Annotated in this window: 26 protein-coding genes and 1 tRNA gene; 9 read left to right on the top strand and 18 right to left on the bottom strand. The window is 68.1% G+C overall.

Translation table 11 applies throughout. The features are described 5' to 3' along the window. Positions 1–8: 8 nt before the first annotated feature. From DOS48_RS19530 to mce, 9 genes are all read right to left on the bottom strand, one after another. Positions 9–410: a Zn-ribbon domain-containing OB-fold protein gene (locus DOS48_RS19530; RefSeq protein ID WP_127117334.1), complete on the bottom strand. Its 402-nt coding sequence runs from the start codon at positions 408–410 to the stop codon at positions 9–11. Then, on the bottom strand, positions 407–1,573 hold the full coding sequence (locus tag DOS48_RS19525) for a thiolase domain-containing protein (RefSeq protein ID WP_127117333.1): 1,167 nt from the start codon (positions 1,571–1,573) through the stop codon (positions 407–409). Before DOS48_RS19525 ends, DOS48_RS19530 begins: the two co-directional genes overlap by 4 nt. 72 nt (positions 1,574–1,645) lie before the next feature. Then, positions 1,646–2,398 carry a proteasome assembly chaperone family protein gene (locus DOS48_RS19520; RefSeq protein WP_127117332.1) on the bottom strand — a complete coding sequence of 251 codons (753 nt, stop codon included), beginning with the start codon at positions 2,396–2,398 and terminating at the stop codon, positions 1,646–1,648. Positions 2,399–2,499: 101 nt separating this feature from the next. Then, the gene (locus tag DOS48_RS19515; protein ID WP_127117331.1) at positions 2,500–2,679 is read right to left on the bottom strand and encodes an RNA-protein complex protein Nop10; all 180 of its coding nucleotides are present in this window, start codon (positions 2,677–2,679) and stop codon (positions 2,500–2,502) included. Between the two features lie 27 nt (positions 2,680–2,706). Beyond that, positions 2,707–3,507: a translation initiation factor IF-2 subunit alpha gene (locus tag DOS48_RS19510; protein WP_127117330.1), complete on the bottom strand. Its 801-nt coding sequence runs from the start codon at positions 3,505–3,507 to the stop codon at positions 2,707–2,709. Between the two features lie 18 nt (positions 3,508–3,525). Beyond that, the gene (locus DOS48_RS19505; RefSeq protein WP_127117329.1) at positions 3,526–3,699 is read right to left on the bottom strand and encodes a 30S ribosomal protein S27e; all 174 of its coding nucleotides are present in this window, start codon (positions 3,697–3,699) and stop codon (positions 3,526–3,528) included. A 2-nt stretch (positions 3,700–3,701) separates the two neighbouring features. Beyond that, positions 3,702–3,983, bottom strand: a complete 282-nt coding sequence (locus tag DOS48_RS19500) for a 50S ribosomal protein L44e (RefSeq protein ID WP_008004085.1) — start codon at positions 3,981–3,983, stop codon at positions 3,702–3,704. Positions 3,984–4,060: 77 nt separating this feature from the next. After that, a complete protein-coding gene (locus DOS48_RS19495; RefSeq protein ID WP_127117328.1) occupies positions 4,061–4,750 on the bottom strand; it encodes a cyclase family protein in 690 nt (229 codons plus the stop codon). 62 nt (positions 4,751–4,812) lie between these two features. Then, the gene (gene mce / locus DOS48_RS19490) at positions 4,813–5,199 is read right to left on the bottom strand and encodes a methylmalonyl-CoA epimerase (RefSeq protein WP_127117327.1); all 387 of its coding nucleotides are present in this window, start codon (positions 5,197–5,199) and stop codon (positions 4,813–4,815) included. A 115-nt stretch (positions 5,200–5,314) separates the two neighbouring features. On the opposite strand from mce, the gene DOS48_RS19485 reads away from it, so the two are divergent. After that, complete coding sequence (locus DOS48_RS19485) at positions 5,315–6,115, top strand: formate/nitrite transporter family protein (RefSeq protein WP_127117326.1); 801 nt, start codon at positions 5,315–5,317, stop codon at positions 6,113–6,115. A gap of 72 nt (positions 6,116–6,187) precedes the next feature. On the opposite strand, the gene DOS48_RS19480 is transcribed toward DOS48_RS19485, so the two are convergent. Continuing rightward, positions 6,188–7,864: a methylmalonyl-CoA mutase gene (locus DOS48_RS19480; protein WP_127117325.1), complete on the bottom strand. Its 1,677-nt coding sequence runs from the start codon at positions 7,862–7,864 to the stop codon at positions 6,188–6,190. A 158-nt stretch (positions 7,865–8,022) separates the two neighbouring features. Between DOS48_RS19480 and DOS48_RS19475 the strand changes: the two genes are divergently transcribed. Together DOS48_RS19475 and DOS48_RS19470 are read left to right on the top strand one after the other, a co-directional pair. After that, complete coding sequence (locus DOS48_RS19475; RefSeq protein WP_127117324.1) at positions 8,023–8,688, top strand: O-methyltransferase; 666 nt, start codon at positions 8,023–8,025, stop codon at positions 8,686–8,688. A gap of 160 nt (positions 8,689–8,848) precedes the next feature. Further along, positions 8,849–9,520 (top strand): metallophosphoesterase, encoded by a 672-nt coding sequence (locus DOS48_RS19470; protein ID WP_127117323.1) that lies wholly within the window; start codon positions 8,849–8,851, stop codon positions 9,518–9,520. Between the two features lie 36 nt (positions 9,521–9,556). Here the strand turns inward: DOS48_RS19470 and DOS48_RS19465 are convergent, their stop codons facing one another. Then, complete coding sequence (locus tag DOS48_RS19465; protein ID WP_127117322.1) at positions 9,557–9,874, bottom strand: hypothetical protein; 318 nt, start codon at positions 9,872–9,874, stop codon at positions 9,557–9,559. A gap of 211 nt (positions 9,875–10,085) precedes the next feature. Between DOS48_RS19465 and DOS48_RS19460 the strand changes: the two genes are divergently transcribed. Continuing rightward, on the top strand, positions 10,086–11,165 hold the full coding sequence (locus tag DOS48_RS19460) for an NAD(P)/FAD-dependent oxidoreductase (protein ID WP_127117321.1): 1,080 nt from the start codon (positions 10,086–10,088) through the stop codon (positions 11,163–11,165). Positions 11,166–11,258: 93 nt separating this feature from the next. Beyond that, positions 11,259–12,029 (top strand): SDR family NAD(P)-dependent oxidoreductase, encoded by a 771-nt coding sequence (locus DOS48_RS19455; protein WP_127117320.1) that lies wholly within the window; start codon positions 11,259–11,261, stop codon positions 12,027–12,029. Positions 12,030–12,379: 350 nt separating this feature from the next. Here the strand turns inward: DOS48_RS19455 and DOS48_RS19450 are convergent. Further along, positions 12,380–12,450: transfer RNA gene (locus DOS48_RS19450), tRNA-Gly, on the bottom strand. 213 nt (positions 12,451–12,663) lie between these two features. Here DOS48_RS19450 and DOS48_RS19445 point away from each other — a divergent pair. Next, positions 12,664–13,188, top strand: a complete 525-nt coding sequence (locus DOS48_RS19445; RefSeq protein ID WP_127117319.1) for a DoxX family protein — start codon at positions 12,664–12,666, stop codon at positions 13,186–13,188. Positions 13,189–13,201: 13 nt separating this feature from the next. Continuing rightward, positions 13,202–13,486 carry a hypothetical protein gene (locus tag DOS48_RS19440; protein ID WP_127117318.1) on the top strand — a complete coding sequence of 95 codons (285 nt, stop codon included), beginning with the start codon at positions 13,202–13,204 and terminating at the stop codon, positions 13,484–13,486. A 34-nt stretch (positions 13,487–13,520) separates the two neighbouring features. Here the strand turns inward: DOS48_RS19440 and DOS48_RS19435 are convergent, their stop codons facing one another. From DOS48_RS19435 to DOS48_RS19420, 4 genes are all read right to left on the bottom strand, one after another. After that, positions 13,521–15,947, bottom strand: coding sequence for a methyl-accepting chemotaxis protein (locus tag DOS48_RS19435; RefSeq protein ID WP_127117317.1), 2,427 nt, complete (start codon positions 15,945–15,947; stop codon positions 13,521–13,523). A 60-nt stretch (positions 15,948–16,007) separates the two neighbouring features. Then, a complete protein-coding gene (locus tag DOS48_RS19430) occupies positions 16,008–16,724 on the bottom strand; it encodes a class I SAM-dependent methyltransferase (RefSeq protein WP_127117316.1) in 717 nt (238 codons plus the stop codon). 92 nt (positions 16,725–16,816) lie between these two features. Continuing rightward, positions 16,817–18,958 carry a type II secretion system F family protein gene (locus DOS48_RS19425; protein WP_127117315.1) on the bottom strand — a complete coding sequence of 714 codons (2,142 nt, stop codon included), beginning with the start codon at positions 18,956–18,958 and terminating at the stop codon, positions 16,817–16,819. Further along, entirely contained in the window at positions 18,955–20,619 is a 1,665-nt protein-coding gene (locus DOS48_RS19420) for a type II/IV secretion system ATPase subunit (RefSeq protein ID WP_127117314.1), read from the bottom strand. Before DOS48_RS19420 ends, DOS48_RS19425 begins: the two co-directional genes overlap by 4 nt. A gap of 112 nt (positions 20,620–20,731) precedes the next feature. On the opposite strand from DOS48_RS19420, the gene DOS48_RS19415 reads away from it, so the two are divergent. Further along, on the top strand, positions 20,732–21,193 hold the full coding sequence (locus tag DOS48_RS19415; RefSeq protein WP_127117313.1) for a DUF5793 family protein: 462 nt from the start codon (positions 20,732–20,734) through the stop codon (positions 21,191–21,193). Between the two features lie 17 nt (positions 21,194–21,210). On the opposite strand, the gene DOS48_RS19410 is transcribed toward DOS48_RS19415, so the two are convergent. Continuing rightward, complete coding sequence (locus DOS48_RS19410; protein WP_127117312.1) at positions 21,211–22,035, bottom strand: S-adenosyl-l-methionine hydroxide adenosyltransferase family protein; 825 nt, start codon at positions 22,033–22,035, stop codon at positions 21,211–21,213. A gap of 823 nt (positions 22,036–22,858) precedes the next feature. Between DOS48_RS19410 and DOS48_RS29275 the strand changes: the two genes are divergently transcribed. Further along, on the top strand, positions 22,859–24,685 hold the full coding sequence (locus tag DOS48_RS29275) for a SipW-dependent-type signal peptide-containing protein (protein WP_210755408.1): 1,827 nt from the start codon (positions 22,859–22,861) through the stop codon (positions 24,683–24,685). 102 nt (positions 24,686–24,787) lie between these two features. Here the strand turns inward: DOS48_RS29275 and DOS48_RS19400 are convergent, their stop codons facing one another. Continuing rightward, positions 24,788–25,318 (bottom strand): nicotinamide-nucleotide adenylyltransferase, encoded by a 531-nt coding sequence (locus tag DOS48_RS19400; protein ID WP_127117311.1) that lies wholly within the window; start codon positions 25,316–25,318, stop codon positions 24,788–24,790. Positions 25,319–25,367: the final 49 nt, after the last annotated feature.

Below are 25,367 nucleotides of genomic sequence, written 5' to 3'. Positions count from 1 at the left end.
CCCGCCCGCTACTCGTCGGCGGCCGGTCGAAAGGCGACGAGCGGGTCGCCGTCGCCCCCGCGCTCCTCGACGGTCGCCGTCAGTCGGTCGCCGACCGCGACGGCGTCGGCTTCGGGGTCGATCCCGCGGACGATCCCCGTGAGCCGGACCGGGCCGAAGTCGGCGATGGCGGTGACGTACGGGGTGTCGGCCGCGAAGCGCGGCCCGGCGACGTGGACGACGCTCCGGGTCTCGACCGTCCCCGTCTCGGCGAGCGGTTCCTCCGTGAGCGAGTCGGCCCCGCACTCCGGACACACGCGGCGCGGCGGGAGCGACCCGTGGCCGTCCGGACAGACGAGGGCGTACCCCTCGCCGTCCGCGAGCGCGTCGAGCCACGCGTCGTGGCCCCCGTTGCTCGCGGGCGCGCTCATTCCGCCACCTCCAGCACGTGGACGACCGCGCTGGCAACCGTCCCGCCCGCGTTGTGGGCGACGCCAACCTCGGCGTCGGCGACGCGCTCGCTGTTCGGGTGATCGCCGCGCAACAGCCGGGTCAACTCCGCGATCTGCGAGCCGCCGGTGGCGCCGACCGGGTGCCCCTTCGCTTTTAAGCCACCCGAGAGGTTCACCGGCAGGTCCCCGTCCGCGGTCGTCAGGCCGTCGCGGGCGGCGCCGATCCCCTCGCCGTGGTCGGCGAAGCCGAGCGCCTCCAGTGCGAGGACTTCCGCGATGGTGAAACAGTCGTGAACCTCCGCCACGTCGACGTCGGCGGGACCGATATCGGCGTCGGCGTAGGCCGCGTCGGCGGCGTCGGCGGCGGCCGGGGTGCGCGCGAGGAACTCGCGGTCGGCGAGCGCCATCCGGTCGGTCCCCTGTCCGGTCCCCGTCACCGCGACGGGGGCGTCGACGTCGTTGTCGGCGGCGTACTCCGCGGAGACGATCACGAGCGCGCTCGCGCCGTCCGTGATCGGGCAGGCGTCGTAGAGGTGGAGCGGCTCCGCCACCGGCGGGGCGTCGAGCGCCTCCTCGACCGACACCGCCTCGCGGTACTGGGCGTACTCGTTGGGGACCGCGTTGGCGTGGTTCTTCGCGGCGACGTGTGCCAGGTCGCGGCGCGACCCGCCGTACTGGTCGAAGTAGGCGGTCGTCATCAGCGCGTACGCGCCGGGGAACGTCACGCCGGCGCGCACCTCGAACAGGTCGTCGGCGGCGATGGCGAGCCCCTCCGTCACCTCCTCGGTCGGGAGGTTCGTCATGCGCTCCATGCCGCCCGCGAGGACCACGTCGGCCTCGCCCGAGCGCACGGTCCGAACCGCCTCGCGGACGGCGACCCCCGCCGACGCGCACGCCTCCTCGTAGCGGGTCGACGGGCAGTTCACGCCGGCGGCTTCGGCCATCAGGGGGGCTTGGTGGCCCTGATGCTCTGCGAGCGCGCCCATGAAGTTCCCGTAGTTCAACTCGTCTACGTCCTCGCGGGGGACGCCGGCGTCCTCGAACGCGCGCAACGCTGCCGTCGCGAACAGGTCGCGGCCCGTTCGGTCCGGGTGTCTACCGAACTGCGTGAGGCCGACTCCGGCGACGCGTACGTCGGTCATACACGAACGATAATTTGGGACCGGTTTATCAGTGCCGGATGCGGCGGTACGACGCGTCGGGTCGAACCGAAGTCACCCGATATACCGGAGGTCGTCGTCGGGGACCGCCGGCCCGTCCTGCATCTCGCGGATCTTCCCGACGACCTCTTCCATCTCCTCGGCGCGGTCCTCCAGGCTCTCGTAGCCCACGTCGAACTCGAGGCGAGCCGCGAGCACTTCGAGGACGGCGCGGGCGCTCTTCGGGTCCACGAGGTAGCCGCTCGTCTCGCCCATGAGGCAGGCGGCGTCGAAGCCGCGGCGACCGCCGAGACCGAGGACGAGCCCGGAGACGCCGACGATACCGCCGGCCGGCTCGTCGGGGCGGAACTCGACGCCGGCCGACTCCAACCCCTCGATGAGGTCGCCGTCGGAGACCGCGCCGAGGACGGTGTACTCCTCGACGAGTTCGCCGGTCGGCACGCCGCCGAGCGCGAACGCCCGCGTCGCGCCGAACTCCTCGGCGATGTCGAGGAACGTCGTCGTGAGCGTGTAGTGGCCCGCGTTCGAGCCGGCCTGGTGGTCGCCGGTCAACACGAGCAGGTCGGCGCCGTCGGTCTCGACCGCGTGGAACTCGGCGCAGGTCAGCTCCGCGACGCCGTCGCCGTCGACGCTCACCTGCGGCGGGAACTCGGTGGTGTAGACGCGCCGAACAAGCTCGCCGTCGAACTCCTCCAGTAAGTGTTCGGCCGCGAGTTTCCCCACGTGCCCGACGCCCGGCAGCCCCTCGATCAGCACGGGGTCGTCGAGCGTCGGCGTCGCGACCTCGTCGATCTCGATGTCGTCCATACCGGATCCGTCCGGGCGGCGGTCACAAGAGGGTGGCTATTCCGGCGTCGGACGGGGGAGTCGTCGAAACGGCCGCGAACCGGCTCGCCACCGACGCGCGGTTACGACTCTCGACGACGCGCCCGGCGTCGGTACTCCCCGTAGGGGTCCTCAGGACTGAACGGTGCCGGCGCGCTGTTCGCCGTCGGCCCGTCGCACTCCGGACAGCGGTCGCCGAGCGCGTACACCGGTCGGTCGTGGGTCGTCTCCCAGTTCGCGCAGACGCGGATGTCGGATTTCACAGGTAAAAGGGCGGGCGTTCGCGTCGGTTACTCGTCGTCTTCGTGCCGTTCGCGGTGGAACGCGCCGGTGCCGCCCGTGGCCTCGATGGCCTCGCGAGCGCGTTCGGCTGCGGCCTCGAGCTGGTCCTCGGCCGTCTTGTAGTCGGGCGCGCGGACCTTGATCCGGTACTCGGGCGAGCCGACGTAGCCGACTTCGAGGTCGACGCCGTCCGGGACCTCGCCGTTGCCCTCGGCCGCGGAGAGCGCCTCGCGCACGTCGTCGACGCCGTCGGGGGCCGGGGACTCTAAGTCGACGTAGCCGGTCACGTCGACGTACGGGACGGAGACGTTGTCGCGGGCGGCCTCGACGACGGCGTCGAGCGCCTCGTCGTCGATGTCGATGTCGTCGAGCGCCTCCTCGCCGCTGATCGCGGCCGCCTCGAAGGCGTCGTAGAGGGACTCGTACTCGGCGAGCAGCGCGTTGGCGACCGCGGTGTAGCGGTCGTCGTCGACGTCCTCACCGAGCGCGATCAGCATCCAGTTGTCGGCCTTCTGCGAGTTCTTCCAGGCCTGGATCTTGTCTTTGCGCTGGTGTTCGTTGACGTCTTTGATCGAGAGATCGATCTGGTTCGACGACTCGTCGACGTCGAGCACCTTCGCGACGACCGTCTGTCCCTCACGGACGTGGTCGCGGACGTTCTTGATCCAGCCGGAGGCGACCTCGCTGATGTGACAGAGACCGCGTTTCTCCTCGTACTCGTCGAGGTCGACGAACACGCCGAAGTCGGCGATCTCGTCGACGTCGCCGACAACCAGTTCGCCGGGTTCGGGCCAGCCGCTGTACTTCATACGGGGTTTGTGAGGCGGTTACCGTGCCTCAACGGTGTCGACGATCTCGCCGTGGAGCTCGGCCTCCCCGCCGGTCGGGGTCGCGAGCGTCGTGCCGCAGACCGCACACGAGACCACGGAGGAGGCTTTGCCGAAGACGATCTGTTCGTTCTCGCAGTCGCCGCAGGCGACGGTGTGGAAGCTTCCCGCCATGTTTACTCCTGGAACGTGAGCCGGCCGGCGCGCCAGCCCTCGCGCATGTGGGCCTTGCCGCAGTCGCCGCAGCGGTACTTCAGGTGGGTCTTCTTCGTCGGCTTGTCGCCACCGGGCACCTTCGAGTACCCGCCGGCGTTGCCGATGGTCGCGAGGGCGCGGCGTCGCTGCCGCGCGTCGCGTTTCATTCCGGTCGCCCGGCCCGATCGAACCTTCTCCACTTCGTGCTCCTGGTGGGAGTCACAGTTGGGACAGTACGTGTTGAAACGACGTGGCATTTCCATGGATATCGACCTTGAGTCGCGGTTCGTCGCCGACGCATAAAACGGGTTTGGTCTGTGTCCCGGTCGGCAGTCGCCGGCTACTCGGGGGCGTCGGCGCGCCACTCGGCGACCGCTCGCACCGGCGACCCGTCACCGTCGCGGAGCCGAAGCGGGAACGCGTAGAGCCGGAACCGCTCGGGCAGTCCGTCGAGTTCACACAGGTTCTCGACGATCGGCAGCGAGTCGCTTAACAGGGCGTCGTGAGCGGGCGTGCCGGCGGGCTCGTCGCCGCCAGCGTCCGACGCGGACGGCGTCGGGTCGGGTCCGAACGTGTCGAGGCCGACGCCGGCGCCCAGCTCGCGGCAGCGGGCCGCGGCGCCCGCGCTCAGGTACGGGTGGTCGCGGTAGCGGTCGGTCCCCCAGCGGGCCGCCCACCCGGTTCGGAGCACGAGGAGGTCGGGCGCGTCCTCGCCGGCGTCCTCGGCGTCGAACCGGGTAGGTTCGGGGAGCGCCGCCGGCTCGATCGGCTCTCGCGGGTCCAGCGGGCGGCAGTCGACCAGCATCGCGTCGAAGACGTAGCGTCCGGGGTCGGCCGCGTCGACCGTCTCGCCCTCGGGGAGGGTGTGGCGGGGCGCGTCGACGTGCGTTCCGGCGTGGGTGCCGGCCCGCAGTTCGCTCGTCGCGTACCCGTCCGACTCGTGGGTGGCGTCGGGCGCGAGCGTCACCGCGGGGTCGCCGGGGTACGTCGGCATCCCCGTTTCGATAGGGCGCGAGAGGTCACGGAACACGGGCGAGGGTCGGTCCGCCGGCGGTTAAATCGGTCGCCGGCGCGGTCCGGGGATCGACCCGATCAGTGCTCGACGAACTCGACGAGGATCCCGCCGGTCGAGCGCGGGTGGAGGAACGCCACCTCGTGGCCCCACGCGCCGGGGCGAGGCGTCTCGTCGACGAGGTCGATACCGCGGTCACGGGCCCGGTCTAACGCGCCGGCGATGTCGTCGGTCGCGAGCGCGACGTGGTGGATCCCCGGCCCCTCGCGGTCGAGGTAGTCGGCGATGGCGCCGCCCTCCGTCGGCTCTAACAGTTCGAAGTAGCCGCCGTCGTCGAGTTCGAGGAAGACCACCGACATCCCGTCGAACGTCTCCTCGTGGGCGACGGGCGCGTCGAGCAGGCCGTCGAACAGCTCCGTCAGGCCGGCGGCGTCGCGGGTCGCGACGCCGACGTGGTCGAAACGCATGGCTGTCGGTTCCGCGGCCGGTGACTTATAACAACCGAGCGGGCGACGGCGCGGGCCCCGCCGGTATCCAAAGGTTTGGGTGGCTGCCGACGAAGGTCCGGACAGACACAGACCAGTGAGCGACTCACAATCCGACGCGACAGAGCAGATGTCGTCGCGGAACATCCTCGGTTCGCTGCTCGAGAGCGGGCTCCACGAGATGAACCGCGAGCGGTCCGGACTGCTGCTCTCGGGGCTGTCCGCGGGCCTCGACATCGGATTCGGACCGCTGATGATGGCGGTCGTGTTGACGCTCTCGCCGGGGACGTTCGGCGATCTCACGACCGAACTGCTGCTCGCCAGCGTCTACTCTATCGGCTTCATGTTCGTCATTCTCGGGCGCTCGGAGCTTTTCACCGAACACACGACGCTCGCGGTGATCCCGGTCCTCGACAGGCAGGCCTCGGCCCGCCAGCTCGCCCGGCTCTGGGGACTGGTGTACGTCGGGAACATCGTCGGCGGCGTGTTGTTCACGCTGCTCGTGACCCTGCTGATGCCGGAACTCGGCGTCGTGGACCCGCAGTCGTTCGAGACGATCGCGCTGAAACTCGTCGATCACGACCTCGCGTGGCTGTTCGTCGGCGGCGTCTTCGCCGGCTGGCTGATGGGGCTGTTGGCGTGGCTCGTGACGGCGGCCCGCGACACGACCGCCCGCATCCTGCTCGTGTTGATCGTCACCGGAACGATCGGGCTCTTACACCTCCCGCACTCCATCGCGGGCAACGTCGAGGTGCTGTTCGGGCTGGTCGTCTCGGACGCGATCACGATGGTCGATTACGTCGGGTTCCTCGCGTTGGCAACGGTCGGCAACGCCTTCGGCGGCGCGGTGTTCGTCGCCCTCTTAAAATACGGGCACGTCGTCCGCGGCGCGAACTGAGCGCGCTTCGCGACGCGCCGACCGTCTACGGTCTGAGCGGGCCGAGCGTTCGGGGTTCGGCCCCGAGGCGGCTCACCGGCCGGGCTTGTACTCGCCGAACTCCTCGCGGAGCACGTCGGATATCTCTTGGACGGTCGCGTACGCCTTCACGGCGTCGACGATGTGCGGCATCACGTTCGCCGAGCCCTGCGCGGCCTCGCGGAGCGAGGCGAGCGCGTCGTCGACCGCGTCGCCGTCGCGGTCGGCTTTGACCCCTTCCAGCCGCTCGCGCTGGTTCTGCTCCTGTTCCGGGTCGACCTCTTCGAGGTCCATCTCCGGCTCCTCGTCGACCTCAAACTCGTTGACGCCGACGATGACCCGGTCGCCATCCTCGATCTCGCGCTGGCGCTCGAAGGCGACGTCTTGGATCTGCCGTTGGACCCACTGGCTCTTGACGGCCTCTAGCATCCCGCCCCGGCGGTCGACCTCCTCGATGATCTCGAAGGCGTCCTCCTCGATCCCGTCGGTCAGGTTCTCGACGTAGTAGGAGCCGGCGAGCGGGTCGATCGTGTCGGCCGCGCCCGACTCGTGCGCGAGGATCTGCTGGGTGCGGAGCGCGGTGCGAACGGACTGTTCCGTCGGGAGCGCGAGCGCCTCGTCTTTCCCGTTCGTGTGGAGGCTCTGGGTCCCGCCGAGGACCGCCGCGAGCGCCTGATACGACACGCGAACGACGTTGTTCTCGATCTGCTGGGCGGTGAGCGTGGAGCCGCCGGTCTGGGTGTGGAACTTGAGCTGTTTCGACTTCGGGTTCTGCGCGTCGAACCGCTCTTCCATGATCTGCGCCCACATCCGCCGGGCGGCGCGGAACTTCGCGGCCTCCTCGAAGATGTTGTTGTGCGCGTTGAAGAAAAAGGAGAGCTGCGGGGCGAACTCGTCGACGTCGAGGCCGGCGTCGATCGCGGCCTGCACGTACTCGATCCCGTTGCCGAGGGTGAAGGCGATCTCCTGGGCCGCGGTCGACCCCGCCTCGCGGATGTGGTACCCCGAGATGGAGATGGTGTTGAAACTGGGGGTCTCGGCGGCACAGAACTCGAAGATGTCGGTGATGAGTCGCATCGAGGACTCCGGCGGATAGATGTAGAGGTTCCGCGCGATGTACTCTTTCATGATGTCGTTTTGGATGGTCCCGCGGAGCTGTTCGCGGGGGACGCCCTGCTCGTCGCCCATTGCGACGTACATCGCGAGCAGGACGGCGGCGGGGGCGTTGATCGTCATCGACGTGGAGACCTCGTCGAGCGGAATTCCCTCGAAGACGGTCTCGAAGTCGTCTAAGGTGTCGATGGCGACGCCGGAGCGCCCCACCTCGCCCTCGGCCATCGCGGCGTCGGAGTCGTACCCCATCTGCGTCGGGAGGTCGAACGCCATCGAGAGCCCGGACGAGCCCTGATCGATGAGGTAGTTGAACCGCTCGTTCGTCTCCGCGGCGGTCCCCATGCCGGCGTACTGTCGCATCGTCCAGAGCCGGCCGCGGTGCATCGTCGAGTAGACGCCGCGCGTGTACGGCTCCTCGCCCGGATTCCCCAGGTCCTCGCGGTAGTCGTGGTCGGCGACGTCGGAGGGGGTGTACAGCGGATCGACCTCCTGGCCGCCCGTGTCGGTGGTGAACGACTCCTTGCGCTCGCCGAAGCGATCGACGGTCTCGCCGTAGGTCCCCGACTCCCACGACTCCTTGGCGTCTCTGATCGCGTCCAGTTCCTCAGGATCGTACATTATCAGATCGGTCGCCCGAGCGGGACTTAACAGTTGGCGGTCGTGGTGACATTGCCCAGTCGCCGACGGACGCTCACCCCGCGGTGCGTCCGCACACCGGCGGACACGTCCCGGCCGCCAGCGACCGGTTTCAAGTGTCGTGCGGTCCAATCGCGGACATGGACGTTCTCTCCGACCCGGCCGAGCGCTTCCTCGCCGCGACGGCGCCGGAACACACCGCGACGCAGGCGGAGATGGCCGAACTCGCCGACGAGTGGGGGTTCCCCATCATCGGCCCCGAAGCGGGGGCGGTGCTCCGGCTGCTCGCTCGGCTCACCGACGCCCGCAGCGTCTTCGAGTTCGGGTCCGGCTTCGGCTACTCCGCGACGTGGTTCCTGCGCGGCGGGGCCGAGTCGGTGATCTGCACGGAGTTCGACGAGTCGGAGGCCCAGCGCGGCGTCCGGTTCGCGGCCGACGGCGGCTACGCCGACAGCGTCACCTTCGAGGTGGGCGACGCGATGGAGACGGTCGAGCGCTACGACGGCCCCTTCGACATCGCGCTCATCGACCACCAGAAGGGCCGCTACGTCGACGCCTACCGCGCGGTCCTCCCGAAGGTCCGGACCGGCGGCGTGATCGTCGCCGACAACGTTACGCGGGGACCGATCGACTTCGGCGACCTCGTCGCGCACTTCGAGGACGGCGCGCCCCTCCCGGACCCCGAGGTCGACGGCGAAACGCGGGGGATCGGGGAGTACGTCGGCACCGTGCGCTCCGACGACGCGGTCGAGACGGCGATCCTCCCGGTCGGCTCCGGAATCGCGGTGTCGACGAAGGTGGCGTGAGGTGCGGCTGCCGTGCTGGCTGCGCTTTGGAGGCGATCGCTGCCGACCCACGGGCGGCTGCTGAGACATCGTCGACAGCACCGACGCCCCCGAACTTACCATCCTCCCGAACCCCGTCTCGGCCGAACCTATTCGGGCGTCGGTCCCGTATCCCGACTCGATGAAGGTGGGACTCATTTCGGACGTGCACGCGAACCTGCCCGCGCTCGAAGCCGTCCTCGACGACATGCCGGCGGTCGACCGGATCGTCTGTGCCGGCGACGTGATCGGGTACAATCCCTGGCCGGCCGAGTGCGTCGAACGCGTGCGCGACGCCGCCGTGGCGACCGTGCGGGGCAACCACGACCGGACCGTCGAAACGCCCGAGAGGTACCGGGCGAACCGCATGGCCGAGGCCGGCCTCGAACACGCGAAGGCGTCGCTGTCGGCCGACCAGCGCGCGTGGCTCGACGGGCTCCCCCGCGCCGAGACGTTCGCCGGCGGGCGGTACCTCCTCGTCCACTCCCACCCGGCGGCCGAGCGCGAGGACGCCTACGTCTACCCGGAGGAGTTCCCGAACCTGGACCGACACATGGGCGAGTACGACGGAATCGTCCTCGGGCACACCCACGTCCAGGGGACGCGCGCGGTCGCCGGCGGCGTCGTCGTCAATCCGGGGAGCGTCGGCCAGCCGCGCGACGGCGATCCGGACGCGGGGTACGCCGTCCTCGACACCCAACGCGACGAGGTCGACCTCCGCCGAGTCGCGTACGACGTCGACCGCGTGAGCGAGGCGGTCGCCGACGCCGGGCTCCCGGAGCGAACGGCCGCGAGGCTTTATAAAGGCGAGTGACGGTGCGTCGGGTCGCGCCCGCGGACGGATGTTATTTCACGGCCAGACGCCGACGACGAGGAGGACGTTCCGCGCTGCGGTCGCGAGAGACAGGACCCCGACGCCGGCACACATCAGCGTCGCGACGAGGCGGCGCGTCCCGCCCGCGACCGCGACCGGAACGCCGATGAGGACCATCCCCGCGGCCTTGGTGAGTACCATGCCGGGCACGAGGCCGAACGCCGCGATGAACGCCGCGCCGACCGGGGACCCCTCGACGTACTGGCCGCCAGAGATGGCGACGTACGTCGAGGCGATGTCGGCGGTGGCGCCGACGACGAGGAACCCGACGGCGGCGGCGAGTCGCGAGAACACTGCCACACCGGACGGGTTTATTCGTAATAAACTTCTTGCCGCTCCTGCGCTCGACGAGACCGACGCGTCTCCCGCCGAGCGCTCGAAACGAGGCAACGATATTTTACGTCGGCACGGGACTCGCGGCTCGATCCTACACCGCCCACGGGATGGTCGCGCCGCGCGCACAGCACGACTTCATTTAAACCGCAGCGACGCGTATCCGTGTGTAATGAGTTCGTCCGAAACCGAGTACGAGGTCGCAGTCGTCGGCGGCGGACCGGCCGGGTTGACGACCGCCCTGTACGGGGCCCGACTGGGCCACGAAACGGTGCTCATCGATCGCGGCGGCGGGCGCGCGGCGATGATGGCCGACACCCACAACGTGATCGGCGTCACCGAGGAGGTGTCCGGCAACGAGTTCCTCGCGACCGGCCGCGAGCAGGTCCAGTCGTACGGCGGCACCTTCGAGCGCGGGTTCGTCACCGACATCGAGCGCACCGAGGACGACCGCTTCCGACTCTCGACGAGCGACACCGAACTGGTCGCCGACCGCGTCGTCCTTGCGACGGGATTCTCCGACGAGCGCCCGGACCCGCCGCTGCCCCGGACCGGCAAGGGGCTCCACTACTGTCTCCACTGTGACGCCTACATGTTCGTCGACGAGCCGGTGTACGTGATGGGCCACGGCGAGGCCGCCGCCCACGTCGCGATGATCATGCTGAACATGACCGACGACGTGGACATCCTGACTCGCGGCGCGGAGCCGACGTGGAGCGAAGAAACCGCCGCCCAACTCGACGCCCACCCGGTCGATATCGTCACCGAGGATATCGCGGGCGTCGAGAACGACCCCGACTCCGGCTGGCTCGAAGCGCTGGAGTTCGAAGACGGCACCCGCCGCGAGTACCGCGGCGGCTTCCCGATGTACGGCTCCGACTACAACACCGCGCTCGCGGAGGGGCTCGGCTGCGATCTGACCGACGGCGGCGAGATCGACGTCGACGACCACGGCCGCACCAGCCAGGCGGGCGTCTTCGCGGTCGGCGACATCACGCCCGGCCACAACCAGGTGCCGGTCGCGATGGGGCAGGGCGCGAAGGCGGGGCTCGCGATCCACAAGGAGCTCCGAGAGTTCCCGCGGTCCGCCGACGAGATCGAACGCGACGGCCCGGTCGCCGCCGACGAGGTGCCCGCCATCTCGCCGGAGCTCATGGCGACCGCGGTGGCTCACGAGGGCCACGCCGGCGGACCGCGATCCGATGCGAGCGCCGAAGCCGACGCGGAGCCGCCCGCGGCCGACGACGACTGAGCGCGCCGTCCCGAGTTCGTTCGAGAGAGCTCAGGCACCGGTCGCGACCCCTCGATACCGGCCTTTTTTGATCCGGTGTCTCCGAGCGACGGTATGGGAACCATCGACGCCGACTTCGCCGACGAGACGGTCGTGGTCACGGGCGGGTCGAGCGGGATCGGTCGCGCGGTCGCGCTCGGGTTCGGCGACGCCGGGGCGACCGTGATCAACGCCGACGTGCGAGCGACGCCGAAAGACGTCGGCGCCGAGACGCCCACCCACGAGGCGATCGAGGAGCGCGGCGGGGCCGCCGCCTTCGTCGAGACCGACGTCTCCGAGCCGGCACAGATCGAGACGGCCATCGAGGCCGCCCGCGAGTTCGGCGGGGTCGACGTGATGGTGAACAACGCGGGGGTGCATCGCAGTCGCGAGTTCCTCGACGTCACGCCCGAGGACTTCGAGTTCGTCCACGGCGTCAACCTCAGGGGCGCGTTCTTCGGCACCCAACTGGCCGCGAAAGACATGATCGACCGCGGCGTCGAGGGTGCGATCGTGAACACGTCGTCGACGACGGCCGAGCGCGCGGAGTGGGACCACTCGCACTACGCGACGACGAAGGGCGGCATCCAGATGCTCACCCGCAGCGCGGCGCTCGAACTCGACGGGCACGGGATCCGAGTGAACGCGGTCGCGCCGGGACCGATCGCCACCGAAATTCGGGAGGGCTGGGCCGAGGAGGCGAGCGAAATCGCGGACACCGGCGGGCTCCCGTCTCGCGCTGGGACGCCCGAGGACCTCCCCGCTGCGTACCTCTATCTCGCCTCCGAGGGCGCGGGATACGTCACCGGCGAGACGGTGTGGGTCGACGGCGGCGCGAGTCTGTGATTCCTCGGATGATGGGTGACGCTATCGACCCCTAACGAGCTGTTCGAGAAATGCGCCGGCCGGGACCCTCGCGAGCGAACGGCGTGAGCGAGCGAGGGTACGGGCGGCGCACGACCGAAGGGAGTTTGCTGAGCGAAGCGAAGCAAACGTCGACTGACGAAGTCAGTCGGAAGTGCGCCGGCCGGGATTTGAACCGGAATCAGACGTGCTCGCTCGCCGTCGAGGTGCTCGCTTCGCTCGCACCTCGCACCGCTCGCTGCGCGCGACTGATAGGGTTCAAACCCCTTGGCGCATCCTCTTGCACGGACTCACTCGTCGCTGTCGCTCCTCGTTCGTAGTGTGCGAGAGGATGCGCCGGCCGGGATTTGAACCCGGGCCATGAGCTTGGAAGGCTCAGGTCCTACCACTAGACCACCGGCGCGCGCGGGTGCGTCCGTCGCTGACGCATCTACACGTAGGCCGAACTGTTCTGATAAACGTTCCGTGTTCTCGTTGACGGCGCCCCTCATCGATACTTAAAATCCCACAGTATCGCGGGCCGTTTCCGCCAGCTTAGAAGCGTTTTCAGGCGCTCAAAAGCCGTTTGGGTTCATAAGTACATCCCAGTCCAACGTTCAACCGTAAGGTGACGACAATGTCATACCAATCGAGCAACCCCCTCGTCGACGAAGTGGAGTTCGCCCTGGACGGCCCGTGGGCGGCGTACTGGATCGCCTTCCTGCGTGTCGTCACCGGGTGGTGGTTCTTCCACGCCGGGATCACGAAGGTGATCGAGAACGGGCTGTCGTTCACCTACGGGACGGCATACATGCAGGGGATGACCGGCACCGCCCTGGGCGGGATTCCCGTCTGGATGGGGAACAACCTCGCGTGGCTCATCGAGCCGGGGGTGCCCCTCTTCGAGACGCTGATCGGGCTCGCGCTGATCGCGGGCGCGTTCACCCGGCTGGCCGCCTTCGGCGGGGTCATCTTCATGGTCCTGTTCTGGGTCGGCAACGCCGGCTTCGGTCACGGGCTGGTTAACAGCGACTTCATGGGTCTGCTGCTGATGATGACCATGATCATGCTCTCGGCCGGCCGGTACTACGGCCTCGACGCGGTCATCGAGAAGCTGTCGTTCGTCGAACAGCACCCGAAGCTCCGGTACCTGCTCGGTTAAGAGGTGACATCAAATGACAGACATCATCGAGAAAGCGGCGATGGCGCTGAGCGCGGGACTGATGCTGTTCGGGATCGCCGGCATGGGGCTCATCGAGACCCTCGCCGGCAAACCCTTCAGCCCGGTCCCGGTGACCAACGAGGCGGGCGACGTGATCGCGTCCCCCCTGTTCACGCCGCAGCTGCGGACGGGGCTCGTGCTGGCCGGCATCGCGGTGCTCGGTCTGTACGCGGCCTACCAGATCGTGACGCCGCTCGCCGAGGACGCACAGGCCGGTCACGAGACGGTCGCCGACTGAGGCGACCCCGAACCCGACCGTTGTAGAATCGCGACTACTGTTCTGCGCTTCCGTCCGCCAAACCCTCCAGCGACGGCTCAGAGTCCGGTGTGACGCCGCCGTCGGCGCTCACGGAGGAGTCGCTCTCGCCTGCGGTCGCCGTCCCGAAGGTGAACTCGACGGCCGACTCCCCCTCCGACCCCGATCCCGACTCCGCGAGGGAGTCGTCGCTCGCCGCGTCGACCCCCGCGGCGACATCGAACGCGTCGGTCATCCCCCGGAGGTCGCGCGCTCGCGACGACAGGTCGTGCGCCTGCTCGGAGACCTCCCGGAGCGTCACGGCCTGCTCTTCGGCGGTCGAGGCGACGGTCGTCGCCTCGGCGGTCGTCTGCTGGCTCACACCCGCGAGGTCGTCGACGGCCCCGGTGACTTCGCTGACTGACGACGCTTGCGCGTCCATCGCCGCGGATATCTCTTGGACCCCGTCGTCGGCCTCGGTCACGCGCTCGTCGACCGCTTCGAGCGCCGCCTCCGCCTCCTCGACGGTGTCGACGCCCTCGCCGACGCCCTCGCGGATCGCGGCCATCTCGGCGACGCTCTCGTCGGTGCGCTCCCGAAGCCCGTCGATCAGGGTCTCGACCTCGGCGGCCGACTCCTGGGTCTCCTCCGCGAGCGATTTGACCTCCTCGGCGACGACCGCGAACCCGGAGCCGGCGTCGCCCGCGCGGGCAGCCTCGATCGACGCGTTCAGCGCGAGGAGGTTCGTCTGGTCGGCGATCTCGGAGATCGCCTCGACGATCTCGTCGACCTCCTCCATCTCGGCTTCGAGCCGTTCGACCGTCTCGGCGGCCGACTCGGACCGCGATTCGATCGCGTGTAGTTCCTCGACCGCGTCGCCGGTCGCCTCGCGGCCGCGGTCGGTGAGGTCGCTGGCGCGCTGTGAGGTCGTCGCCACCTGGTCGGCCGACGCGGCGACCTCTTCGACGGTCGCGGACATATCTTCCATCTCCCCGGCGACGTCGGCGAGTTGGCGGCTCTGTTGTTCTGCGCCCGCCGAGATCTCGTCGACCGCGTCGCTCGTCTCTCGCCCGGCCGCGGCGACCTCGTCGGTGCCGTCCGTGACGGCCTCGCTCTTTGCGGCCACCTCCTCGGCGAACGCGTCGACCTCGGCGATCGTCGCCTCCAGTTCGTCCATCGCGTCGTTGAACCCGTCGGCGATCTCCCGGAGCGCCTCGGGGTCGTCCGACCGCGCGTCGAGCCGAGCGGTGAGGTCGCCGTCCGCGCACTCCTCCATCGTCGCGCCGAACGACGCGGCGCGCTCTTCGAGCGTCTGGGCGAAGGCCTCGCTCTCCGCCTTCGCCGACTTCGCGCGCTCCCGCTGGGTCTCCGCGGACTCGATCTGGTCGCGCAGCGAGTCGCGCATCGTGGAGAACGCGCCGTACAGGTCGCCGAACTCGTCGCGGCGGTCGGAGTCGAGGTGCACGTCGAGCGCCCCCTCCTCCAGCGCTCTGGCGCGGTCGCCGAGGCGGTTCAGCTCGATGACGGTCCCCCGACCGAGCGTCGCGCCGAGGAGGCCGAGTCCGACGACGGCGACGCCGACGATCAAGAGGAGGTTCCGGCCGATCATCCCGGAGAGCGCGTACGCCTCTGAACGGGGGACGTGGATCGCGACCGACCAGTCCTCCGAGGGTACCGGCGCGTACGCGACGAAGTACTCGGTCCCGGTGGCGAAGTCGAAGGTCGTGGACGGAACGAACCCGACCGGCTGCTCCGAGTCGAAAAACGCCGACCGAACGCGCTCGCCGTACCGCTGGCCCGCGACGCCCTCGCGGTCGCCGGCGGCGATAGTCCCGTCGGACTGGACGACCGTCGTGAACGTCCCCGCGGTCGGCTCGCGGAACTCCGCGACCACCGGCGCGAGTTCGACCTCCATGACGAGGTAGTCGCGCATCGGCGTCAGGGCGACGTACGCGACTCGCTGGTCGCCGTTGACCTGATACGTCGGTGTCGTGGCGACCTGGTCGCCGTACAGGAGGTTGTCGTCGAACCACGGCTGAGCCGTGATGCCGTTGCCGGCGTACGAGGCCTCCTGACTCGACGCGATCACGGTTCCCTGCTTGCGGTCGACGTGATGGAGGGCGACCACCTCGGAGACCGCCCGCGACATGTGCGAGCTGAGGTAGCGGCTCGTGACCGCCGGCTCGCGGGTGAACGCCTCGTTGTCCGCGATGTCGCTCACCGTCGCGCGGCGCGTGCTGGTCCACACGTCGAGTTCGGTGGCGCTTAACTCCGCGACGGCGGTGAAGTCCTCCTCTGCGGTGGCTTCGAGCTGGTCGGTCGTCTCGGCGTAGGTGACGGCGCCCATCGCGCCGATAGCGGCGATGATCACGACGACGACGATAGCAAACTTCGCGAGATAGCTCCGAGCGATCACGTCGGGACTCACGCGACGCAGGAGGCGCTGTAAACGCGTCGAGCTCATTGTATCGACTCGCTCGGTAGGGGCTATTTAATCCCCCTCCACCAATATCACGGGCGATAACTACGGGGTCGACGCGGTGACCGTCGCATAGCAGTTCCCGCTCGAAACCTCGAACGAGACGGTTTCGAGCGCGCTCTCGGCGAGGTCCGCCTCGAACTCCGACGGCGCGTAGATGTGATAGTACCGCGGGACCGTCTCGCCGCCCGGAAGGGTCCAGTCGACGGTCGTATCGAACCCCGCATCGCGCTCGAAGCGATCGTGAGCCGTGCTCCACGTGCTCACCAGCGCGATCCCGCCCGGCGCGAGCACCCGCGCGAGCTCGTCGAGGCTCCCGATCCGCGCCGCCCGCGACGGGAGGTGGTGGATCGTCGCGACGTACACGGCGAGCCCGACCGCGTCGGTCGCGACCGGGAGCCGCGCCGCGTCGCCGTGGACGAACGACGCCGTCTCGTCGTAGCCTCGCTCGCGGGCCCGGTGGACCGCCCCCCTGAGTAGTTCGCGGCTGAGGTCGACGCCGACCACCGCGTCCGCGCGCTGGGCCAGCAGTTCGGCGTGCCGACCGTTGCCACAGCCAACGTCGAGCGCGCGGTCGGCCGAGCGATCGGTCACGAACGACTCGACTTCGGGCCACGCGTACTCCCGCGTCTTCGAGAAGTGCCCCGCGATGCGGTCGTACGTCGACTGCGGGTCGACGGACGACTCGCCGTCGAGGGTCGGGCGGGAGTCGTCTCGGGAGGCGGCGTCCGGAGACGGCGCGTCGCTTCGCTCAGGATCCATATCGGGCGGTCGGTCCGGATCGGTTTAGGTCTCGTGGGCGCGGCCCGACGGTGTGGGTGTTCTCGACGATTACGCGGGCGACCCGACGCGGCTCACAGCGCGTTGATGACGAGGAACACCGCGAGCGTCAGGAGTAGCAGCACGACGACGTGTTTCACGCCGTCACGGACCGACCCCTCGCCGAGCTGCCCGGCGACGAGCCCCGAGCAGATCGCCTGGATCGAAGCGGCGTGGAAGAACAGCTGTTCGTAGGCGGTCGCGTTGATGTCGCCGAGCCCCTCCGTGATCCCGCCCGGCGCGTTCGGCGTACCGGGAAGGCTCTCCGTGCCGGCGCTGGCGCCCGACATCGCGGCGTCCTCTATCGCGGGGATGAACGACACCGAAAGCGAGGCGATGATCCCGAGGAACACGAGGAAGGAGATGTAGATGACGATGAGGTACGTCACCATCACCTGCTGGCGCTCGCGACGGAGCGCCCACGTCGCGCGCGACTCGTCGGCCGCGATGCGGAGGACGGGCGCGACATCGCCGCTGGCGCGCATCGCGTTGGTGATCAGCGCGACGGCCCGCGAGGTCATCGGCGACCGGACCCGCAGTTCCAGCCGGCGGAGGGCGGTCCCCACGTCGGCGCCCCAGTCGATGTCGCGCCGGGTGCGCTGGAGATCCTCGGACAGCGCCTCCAAGTTCGACTTGGCGACGCGTCGGAGGCTGCCGACCACGGAGGTGCCCGCCTCGTTGACGCTAGCGAAGCGGTCGAGGAAGTCGGGGACCGCCGCCTCGATTTTCCGGACGCGGCGCTTCCGGATCTCGTAGACGATCGCGTAGCTCGCGAGGACGAGCGCGGTCGCGACGACTATCGGTCGCTCGACCTGCGCGACCATGGCCGTGGGCGGGCCGAGGGTGATCGGGAACGCGGTCACGAGCAGGCCGCCGAGCGCGAGCGGCACGGTCAGGAGGAACACCGACCGCGGCGCGGCGAGGACGCTCTCGACCGGCGAGGCGGCCCACTGGCGGAGCCACCGGATCCGGTCGAACAGCTGCAGGCGCTCCCGGCTCGCGTGCCACGGGTCGGTCGCCGCGTCGTGTGCCACGCCGCCGTCCGCCTTCGCCCCGTCGCCGAGGGGGATCGTACCCGCGTCGCGGTCGGCCTCGGAGTCGGTGTCGGCCAGTTTCGAGAGGTTGACGCTCTCCGTCCCGCCGACCCCCTGCGTGACGCTGTCGACGTAGACGACGAACCCGAACGTCGCCAGCGGCACCGCGACGTAGACCACGGCGCGCAAGAGCGGGAGCGTGTCCTCCAACACGAGGCCGATCACGACGAGGATGGTGATGAAAAACAGCGGCCCGGCCACCAGCGCGGTGACGTACGCCTCCGCGAACGTCGAGAGCAGTTCGAGGTAGCGCTGCTGTTTCGCCTCGGCCTCCTCTTGGTATAACTCGTACTGGTCGTTGAGGAACGTCGAGATGGACTGGCCCGTCCCGAGGACGGAGGCGAGGTTCTCCGCGAAGTCGGCCAGGTCTTCGCTGGGCGTGCGCCGGGAGGTGCGCTGGAGCGCGGTCAACGCGTCGGTGCCGAAGGCGTTCATGTCGCGCACGGCGACCGACAGCTCCGTCGCCGCCTCGCCGTACACCGCCTCGTTTTTCGCGAGGGTGTCCATCACGCGCGGGAACGGCATGCCGGACCGCGAGAGCGCGTACATGAACGCGACGGTGCGGGGAAGCGTCGCGTCGATCTCGGTCCCCCGCGCGTGGGCTCGCTGGTTGAGGAGCTCCCACCGCCCGTAGTACACGCCGATCGAGAGCGCGGAGCCGAGCGTCGCGGACGCCAGCGTCAACAGGAGGAACAGTTCGGGGAGTTGCAGCGACGTGAGCCGCGTCAGCCCGGCGACGAACCCGAGCGACGCCGGAAGGGTGGCTCGCAGCGTCGCCTCCGTGACTTCGAGCGCCGAGAGGAGCCCGGCGGCGGCGTAGACCCCGATGACGCTTCCGGCGACGCCGAGGACGGCCGCGTACAGGAGCGTCTTCGCGGCGTACGCCCGGTGTGTCCCCGCGATGTGGGCCGCGCGCAACAGGTCGCGCTGTCGCCGGCGACGCGGGCCGTCTTCGCCGACGTACTCGCCGAAGACGAGCATCGCGATCCGGGTGACGACTAAGTTGGCCCCGTCGTCAACCGATGGCAAGAGCAGGGCGAGACAGGCGGCGACCGCGGCGACGAGCGGGATGTACGCGATCATCCGCCGTCGGGGCGCTGTTCGGTCGGGCCCCTCGTCTCCGGCCGATCGACCTCGCCGTCGGTTCGCTCTTCGAGCTGGTCCATCACGCGCTCGGGGTCGGCGTAGTACTCGTTGACGAGGGCGGTGAACGCCCGGTAGTCGGTGACGTCGAGCGAGCGGAGCAGCGTGAGGAACTGCTCCCGACGGCGGACCTCACGGAGCAGTTCGGACCGAGACCAGCCGCGCTCGTCGGCTATCTCCGTCATGAGCGACGAGTCGTTCCGGGTGAACTCGTCGGTCTCGGGGTTCCACTGGAACGCCGACGAGTAGTCGAGTTCGCCGGTCCGCTGGTCGATGCCGCCGATCTCGCCGATCGTCTTCGCCCGCCTGACCCGCTGGTCGCCCGAGCGGGTCAGCGTCTGGATCGAGAGCATATCCAGCGACTGGACCATCGCTCGCGGGACGTTGATCGGCTCGTTCTCCAGGCGGTTGATCACCGTCTCGATGGAGTCGGCGTGCATCGTCGAGAAGGTGGTGTGGCCGGTGTTCATCGCCTGGAACAGCGTGATCGCCTCGTCGCCGCGCACCTCTCCCACCACGATGTACTCCGGCCGGTGGCGGAGCGCCGAGCGCAGCAGGTCGTACATGTCGATGTCGGCGCCCTCGTAGCGTCGCTCGCGGGTGACGGAGGAGAGCCAGTTGTCGTGGTACAGGGAGAGTTCGCGGGTGTCCTCGATAGTCAACACCTTCGCGCGCGGCGGGACGAACATCGACACCGCGTTCATCGAGGTCGTCTTCCCGGAGGCGGTCCCGCCGGCGAAGATGAGGCTCTTGTTGTGCTCGATACAGAGCCAGAAGTACGCCATCTGTGCTATCGAGTACGTGCCGTACTCGATCAAGTCGATCGGGGTGAACGGGTCCTCGGCGTACTGCCGGATCGTGAACGCAGAGCCGCGCGGCGTCACCTCTTCACCGAGCGAGAGTTCGGCGCGGGAGCCGTCCGGGAGCGTCGTCGACACTATCGGGTCGCCGACGGAGACGTGGCGTCCGGACTGCTGGGCGAGGCGGATGACGTAGTTGTCCAGCGCCGACTCCCCGTAGGAGACGTTGGTCTCGATGTCGGTGTACTCGTCGTGGTAGACGAAGATCGGCAGGTCGTAGCCGTCACACGAGATGTCCTCGATGTGGGGGTCGTTGAGCAGCGGGTCGACCTTGCCGTAGCCGCGGAAGTCGCGGTAGAGGTAGTACACCAACGCGTGGAACGTGTCCATCCCGACGTCGACGCCGTACCCCTCCAACAGCCCCTCGAGTTCGGTCGTGAGCGTCTCCACGTCCGCGCGGCCGGTCCCCTCGCGGTATAAGAGCGGGTCGCGGATGTCGTCGACCACGCGGTCGAGGAGGTCGCGCTCGAAGCGGTCCAGATCCGGTTCCACCGCGTAGTAGCGGTGTTCGCTCTCCTCGTCGTTGTAGGTGATCACGACGAACGCGTACGGCGCGTTCACCCAGTAGCGGTCGACCTCGGTCTCGCCGTCCGGGACGACGAACGAGGAGAGCGGGCCGTCGTCGCCCGGTCTGAAGGGACGCACGTCGATGTCGACGCCTCGAAGCACCTCCAGCGTCCGGGAGAGACGCCTCCGGAGAGCCTCGAAGCGGTCGTCCGTGTCACGCGCGTCACTCGCCATTATCGGTATGCTGTCGTATGTGCCGTGAGGGTTTATAATCCCCCCGGCGGTCGGCGGTATCCGATCCGCCCGTTACGTTCATACGGCGCGACCGCTAATGTGAATATAGGCAATGCGGCGTGATTATTTCGATCTGACGGTCGAGGGCGTGGACGCCGGCGCCGGCCAGCAGGGCACTCCGCTGGTCCGGATCGACTTCCACGGACCGGACGACCTCCTCCGGGACCGACTCGTTGGGACAGGCGGCGACCTCCTCGACGCCGAGGACATCGACGTGGCGTTCCGGCTCCGCGAGCCGCTGTCGTCCGCCGACGACGCGGAGGGCGTGGTCGCCGTGACCAACCGCTACACCGGCGACTTCATCCTCGAACTCAACGAGACCGCGACAGACGTACTCCCCTTCATCCACGCCGCTCGCGACTCGGCGGGCGACGACGACGCGCGCTACCGGGTCGAGATCGAGACCGACGGCGAGCGGCTCGTCGCCTACGACAAGGACACGTTCCTCGTGTACGACCACGAGGGGAACCTCCTGCGGAACGAGAGCCTGATCCCGTCCGGCGTCGAACTCTGACCCGCCCGGTCCGCTATTTATAGGCTGACGTTGTCGGCGACGATTCGCACCGACTCCTCCGGTCGCAGGTCGAAGGTTCCGTCGCCGCGCCCGTCGTTTACGTCGCACTCCACGTAGCCGTGGCTCCCCACGGTGACGAGCCGTTCGCCCGGCTCGACCGCGCCGAATGTCTCCGCGACCGGGGTGAGTTCGTCGTTGACGCGGACCCACTCACGCCCGCGGACCAGCTCGCCGGGCACGTTCGTGACGACGTTGCCGAACCGATCGACGACCAGCACTTCCCCCTCGACGGCGACGGGGTCGCCGTCGTCGTCGCGCTCGACGCTCGGCTCGGGGAAGGCGAGGTCGACCGGGTCCGCCGCCGGCGAGAGGTCGTCCGCGTCGGCGAGCACGGCCGCGACCATCTCCGGCGTCTGTGCCCTCTCGTCGGCGTCGAGCGCCTCCCGAATTCGGGCCGCGACGGGCGCGAACACGTCCCGACCGTGGAACGTCTCGCTGGCGGGGTCGTCGGTGTCGACGACGAACGCCTCGACGCCGTCCTCGCCGGCGAGCGCTCGCGCGGGCGGCATCGCCAGTCCGTTGTCCGGCGCGACGATGACGTGGGCGCCCGCCCGCACGACGAGCGCGTCGCGGTCGGTCCCGACGCCGGGGTCGATAACGGCGCAGTGAACCGCAGGTGGGAACTCCGGGAGGACGAACCGGAGCCAGAAGGCGGCCGCCCGCGGGTCGCCGCGCGGGAGGTCGTGAGCGACGTCGATCATCTCGGCGTCGGTGTGCCGGCGGATCACTCCCTTCATCGCGGCGGGGTACGGGGAGCCGAAGTCGGACGTGAGCGTGAGCATATCGGATACGCCGTCTGGCTCGTTCTTAAATGGCCGCCGTCGGCGCGCGGCGAGTCGCGAGTATTCGCGAGCGAGGCGCCGGTGGTCCGTGGCGCGCGAGTGTCGATCCGACTCCGTTGAAATCCGCCGGAACTGCCGGAATCAGCGTGCGAGATACAGCGTATCTATCCGTTAGAACTCATCTTTGGACCGCTCATCTCTTCAGATACCATTCGCTGTAATGCCGACCGAATATGATAGTTTTTTTCTACCGGATCAGTTTCATCCAACGCCTCTTTGAGATGCACCTTGACCATGGCTTCGCTCATCTGACTTTCCTGTTGGCAAATGTCCATGTCGGCAGTACCATGCTACCAGATATAGTTATACGCGCCTAGTTGAGGAATAGACGGCCCCTCGATGCGCTCCGATGCTACTGTATTCGCGCCCACATGCAGCAGCGCCTCAGTGAACTACCACCGCTGAGGATCATGAGAGAGCCAGGCTAGAGTGGTTCAGCCTCGCCCACTTGTGGGGTCGCTCACTAGCCGAGATGCGTAGTTCGAATTGGGCTTCGGCCCGCTCGGCCAGCGGTCGTTTCGGATACAGCCGTGTCGTTGGCGGTGTGGACACGCGTTTTCGATCACCTCAGTAACGTGTTCATACCGTCATAAGGGGTTACTCTAATGGCTGCTTAGATGACACGACCGTTCGCTTAACGACGGGTTAAGCGTCTGGTTGGGTGTTCATACATATTATCTAACATTTGTATGAGTGGGACACCCGACTCGTGGGCCGTCGGTCATTCGTCCAGACGGAACCACCTAGGCGGGACATCATACCAATGACCAAAGAAACACGATATCATCTCTCGCGGCGAAACGTTCTCGCCGGTCTCGGCACGATCGGCGTCGCATCCGCCGGTGCTGGACTCGGTACGACCGCTTTTTTCAATGACACTGAATCCGTCGAAGCCTCTTTCGAGGCTGGTCGTCTTGACCTCGTCGTCGAGTATTTCACCGCGTTCGATCAGGGCAGGGCGGGGACTGGAAGCGATCAAGGCGTCGTCAACGGGACACAGGAGGCCGAGTACACCTACACGCTCGCCGACGTGAAGCCCGGTGACAGCGGCGTCGTCGCACTCTGTCCGCGAGTCGTCACAAACGACGCGTGGCTCTGGATCGGGAACAACGACGGTCTCGTTGACTACGAAAACGGACAGAACGAACCCGAGGGGGATGTCGACAGCACTGGTGGCGGGTCGATCGGGACGGCAAACACCGGCGCCGGATTCGGCGAACTGAGCGAGGCCATCGAGGTGACGGTCTCGTACGCGGAGAGCGTCTCCCGGTCGGGCGACACGGTGGCGTGTGAAACCACGCGCGAACTAAACAACCCCGAGGGATACACACTGGCGAACCTCGCAAAGGACTTCACCGGTGGATTCCTTCTCGACGGTGATCAAGACGAGCCGTCGCCGGACGACGACCCGACGCCGTATCCCGGCTCGGAAAACGAGACCATCCAACAGGGGCCCTGCCTCTGTATCGAATGGGTGCTCCCGACCACCGTCGGCAACGAGATTCAGTCTGACGGCGTCGAGTTCACCTTCTCGCTCGCGGCAGAACAGGCCCGGCACAACGACGCGCCCGTGACACCGTTCGTCGACGCATTTGTCGGGGCGGGCGGTTCCATTCAAGCCGCAGTCGATGCGGCCTCGCCCGGTGACGTCATCGGCGTTGCGGCGGAGACGTTCACCGAGCAGGTAACCGTCTCGGTGGCTGATCTCACGCTCATCGGTCGCGGAGGGGCGACAATCAACGGTAACGGTGGGAGTGCGCCGGTCACGATTGCCGCAGACGGCGTCCGTCTCGACGGCTTCGAGATCACCAACCCCGGCGGGCTCATCGGCATCGCAGTCGACCCCGGTGTCAACGGCGTCACCATCTGCAACAACCGGATCTTCGACATCGGCCCGACAGGGAGTCTCGGTGTCACCGGCATCGTCTTCGGGACCGAGGCGACCGGCGGGCACGACGATGTCGTCGTCTTCAACAACATCATCGAGACCCTTCGGCAAGAGGACGACGGGAGCTTTGCGACGGTCAACGGCATCCTGTTCAACACGGGGAACAGTCCGGGCGCCATCACCAACGTGTCGATCAGGTCGAACGTGTTCAGGGACTTCGAGAGTACGACGGCACCGCTCGGGATCGTCGTCCAGCAAGACACGGACGGTGTCACCATTGCGGACAACGAGTTCCGTGACCTCCTCGCAGACAACAGTCTGGGTGCGGGTTCCTTCGACACGTTCGCGCAGGGACTCAACGTCGCGAACTCGGCCAATACGGACTTCCTCGTCTCTGGAAACGTCTTCGGTGCCGATATCCTGAGCAACGACGGCTTCTATCCGGAGGCGGTCAAGATCGAACCAAATGTGGACGTGAGCGGTATTCAGATCACGGGCAATGACCTGTTGACTGCATTCGGACTCACCAACGCCGCATCGGGCACCGTCAACGCGGAGACCAACTACTGGAACGACCCCGCCGGGCCGAACGCGACGACCGGGCAACTGAACGACGGAACGGTCGACAGCAGGCCGACCGCCGCGAGTGTCTCACTCGGGCTCGTCGATTCGGACCCGTTCCTGAGTAGCTCCGTCCAGTGATGCGCTGACGAGTCGGCTACCTCGCTCCTCTTTCGGCACGTGCGCGCCTCGACTGCCGGGAGCTGAGACGCTCAATAGAGTCGTCGATTTCCAAGCGCGGCGCTACTGATCCGCGGGCGCGTCGCCGTTCGTGTCGGTCTCCGCGATCCGGCGAATGCGCTCGACGCCGCCGATCTCTTCGATTACGTTCACGACGGTCTCCGGCACGAGCGCCTCCCAGTCCCGGCCGTGGATCATGCGTTCGCGGAGTTCGGTGCCCTCCAGCACGTCGCGGCGGAACATTGGGGAGCCGCGGACCTCGACGCCGGCCTCCTCGAACAGGCGGACGACGAGGGGGTTGTTGGAGTACGCCACGTCAAATCGTGGCGTCATGCTCTGGACGTGGCTCACCCAGACGGAGTTGCGGTCTAGGTCCTCGATGGGGACGACGTAGGTCGTCACGTCGAGGGGTTCGACGGCCTTCGTCACCATCATCACGCGCTCGCCGGCGGTGAACGGGTTTCGGGTGGTGTGAGAGTCGCCGGCCGAGCCGATCCCCAACACGAGTTCGTCGACGTCGGCCGCGATCTCCTCTATCATGTGTCGGTGGCCGTCGTGAAACGGCTGATACCGCCCGATGTAGAACCCGCGCATGAGTACACGTAGCGAGAGCCTCATTTATAAACCTCGTGGGAGCGGTCGA

The sequence above is a fragment of the Halorubrum sp. PV6 genome, from assembly GCF_003990725.2.
Classification (GTDB): Archaea; Halobacteriota; Halobacteria; order Halobacteriales; family Haloferacaceae; genus Halorubrum.
The sequence above is the reverse complement of the archived record's forward strand: the minus strand, read 5'-3'. Positions and strand labels throughout refer to the sequence as shown.

What these genes read in the sequence shown, in the direction of transcription:
- DOS48_RS19530 (WP_127117334.1), bottom strand. Translation starts at nt 410, where the DNA reads ATGAGCGCGCCCGCGAGCAACGGGGGCCACGACGCGTGGCTCGACGCG.
- DOS48_RS19525 (WP_127117333.1), bottom strand. Translation starts at nt 1,573, where the DNA reads ATGACCGACGTACGCGTCGCCGGAGTCGGCCTCACGCAGTTCGGTAGA.
- DOS48_RS19520 (WP_127117332.1), bottom strand. Translation starts at nt 2,398, where the DNA reads ATGGACGACATCGAGATCGACGAGGTCGCGACGCCGACGCTCGACGAC.
- DOS48_RS19510 (WP_127117330.1), bottom strand. Translation starts at nt 3,507, where the DNA reads ATGAAGTACAGCGGCTGGCCCGAACCCGGCGAACTGGTTGTCGGCGAC.
- DOS48_RS19505 (WP_127117329.1), bottom strand. Translation starts at nt 3,699, where the DNA reads ATGGCGGGAAGCTTCCACACCGTCGCCTGCGGCGACTGCGAGAACGAA.
- DOS48_RS19500 (WP_008004085.1), bottom strand. Translation starts at nt 3,983, where the DNA reads ATGGAAATGCCACGTCGTTTCAACACGTACTGTCCCAACTGTGACTCC.
- mce (WP_127117327.1), bottom strand. Translation starts at nt 5,199, where the DNA reads ATGCGTTTCGACCACGTCGGCGTCGCGACCCGCGACGCCGCCGGCCTG.
- DOS48_RS19480 (WP_127117325.1), bottom strand. Translation starts at nt 7,864, where the DNA reads ATGTACGATCCTGAGGAACTGGACGCGATCAGAGACGCCAAGGAGTCG.
- DOS48_RS19475 (WP_127117324.1), top strand. Translation starts at nt 8,023, where the DNA reads ATGGACGTTCTCTCCGACCCGGCCGAGCGCTTCCTCGCCGCGACGGCG.
- DOS48_RS19470 (WP_127117323.1), top strand. Translation starts at nt 8,849, where the DNA reads ATGAAGGTGGGACTCATTTCGGACGTGCACGCGAACCTGCCCGCGCTC.
- DOS48_RS19460 (WP_127117321.1), top strand. Translation starts at nt 10,086, where the DNA reads ATGAGTTCGTCCGAAACCGAGTACGAGGTCGCAGTCGTCGGCGGCGGA.
- DOS48_RS19455 (WP_127117320.1), top strand. Translation starts at nt 11,259, where the DNA reads ATGGGAACCATCGACGCCGACTTCGCCGACGAGACGGTCGTGGTCACG.
- DOS48_RS19445 (WP_127117319.1), top strand. Translation starts at nt 12,664, where the DNA reads ATGTCATACCAATCGAGCAACCCCCTCGTCGACGAAGTGGAGTTCGCC.
- DOS48_RS19440 (WP_127117318.1), top strand. Translation starts at nt 13,202, where the DNA reads ATGACAGACATCATCGAGAAAGCGGCGATGGCGCTGAGCGCGGGACTG.
- DOS48_RS19435 (WP_127117317.1), bottom strand. Translation starts at nt 15,947, where the DNA reads ATGAGCTCGACGCGTTTACAGCGCCTCCTGCGTCGCGTGAGTCCCGAC.
- DOS48_RS19430 (WP_127117316.1), bottom strand. Translation starts at nt 16,724, where the DNA reads ATGGATCCTGAGCGAAGCGACGCGCCGTCTCCGGACGCCGCCTCCCGA.
- DOS48_RS19425 (WP_127117315.1), bottom strand. Translation starts at nt 18,958, where the DNA reads ATGATCGCGTACATCCCGCTCGTCGCCGCGGTCGCCGCCTGTCTCGCC.
- DOS48_RS19420 (WP_127117314.1), bottom strand. Translation starts at nt 20,619, where the DNA reads ATGGCGAGTGACGCGCGTGACACGGACGACCGCTTCGAGGCTCTCCGG.
- DOS48_RS19415 (WP_127117313.1), top strand. Translation starts at nt 20,732, where the DNA reads ATGCGGCGTGATTATTTCGATCTGACGGTCGAGGGCGTGGACGCCGGC.
- DOS48_RS19410 (WP_127117312.1), bottom strand. Translation starts at nt 22,035, where the DNA reads ATGCTCACGCTCACGTCCGACTTCGGCTCCCCGTACCCCGCCGCGATG.
- DOS48_RS29275 (WP_210755408.1), top strand. Translation starts at nt 22,859, where the DNA reads ATGACCAAAGAAACACGATATCATCTCTCGCGGCGAAACGTTCTCGCC.
- DOS48_RS19400 (WP_127117311.1), bottom strand. Translation starts at nt 25,318, where the DNA reads ATGCGCGGGTTCTACATCGGGCGGTATCAGCCGTTTCACGACGGCCAC.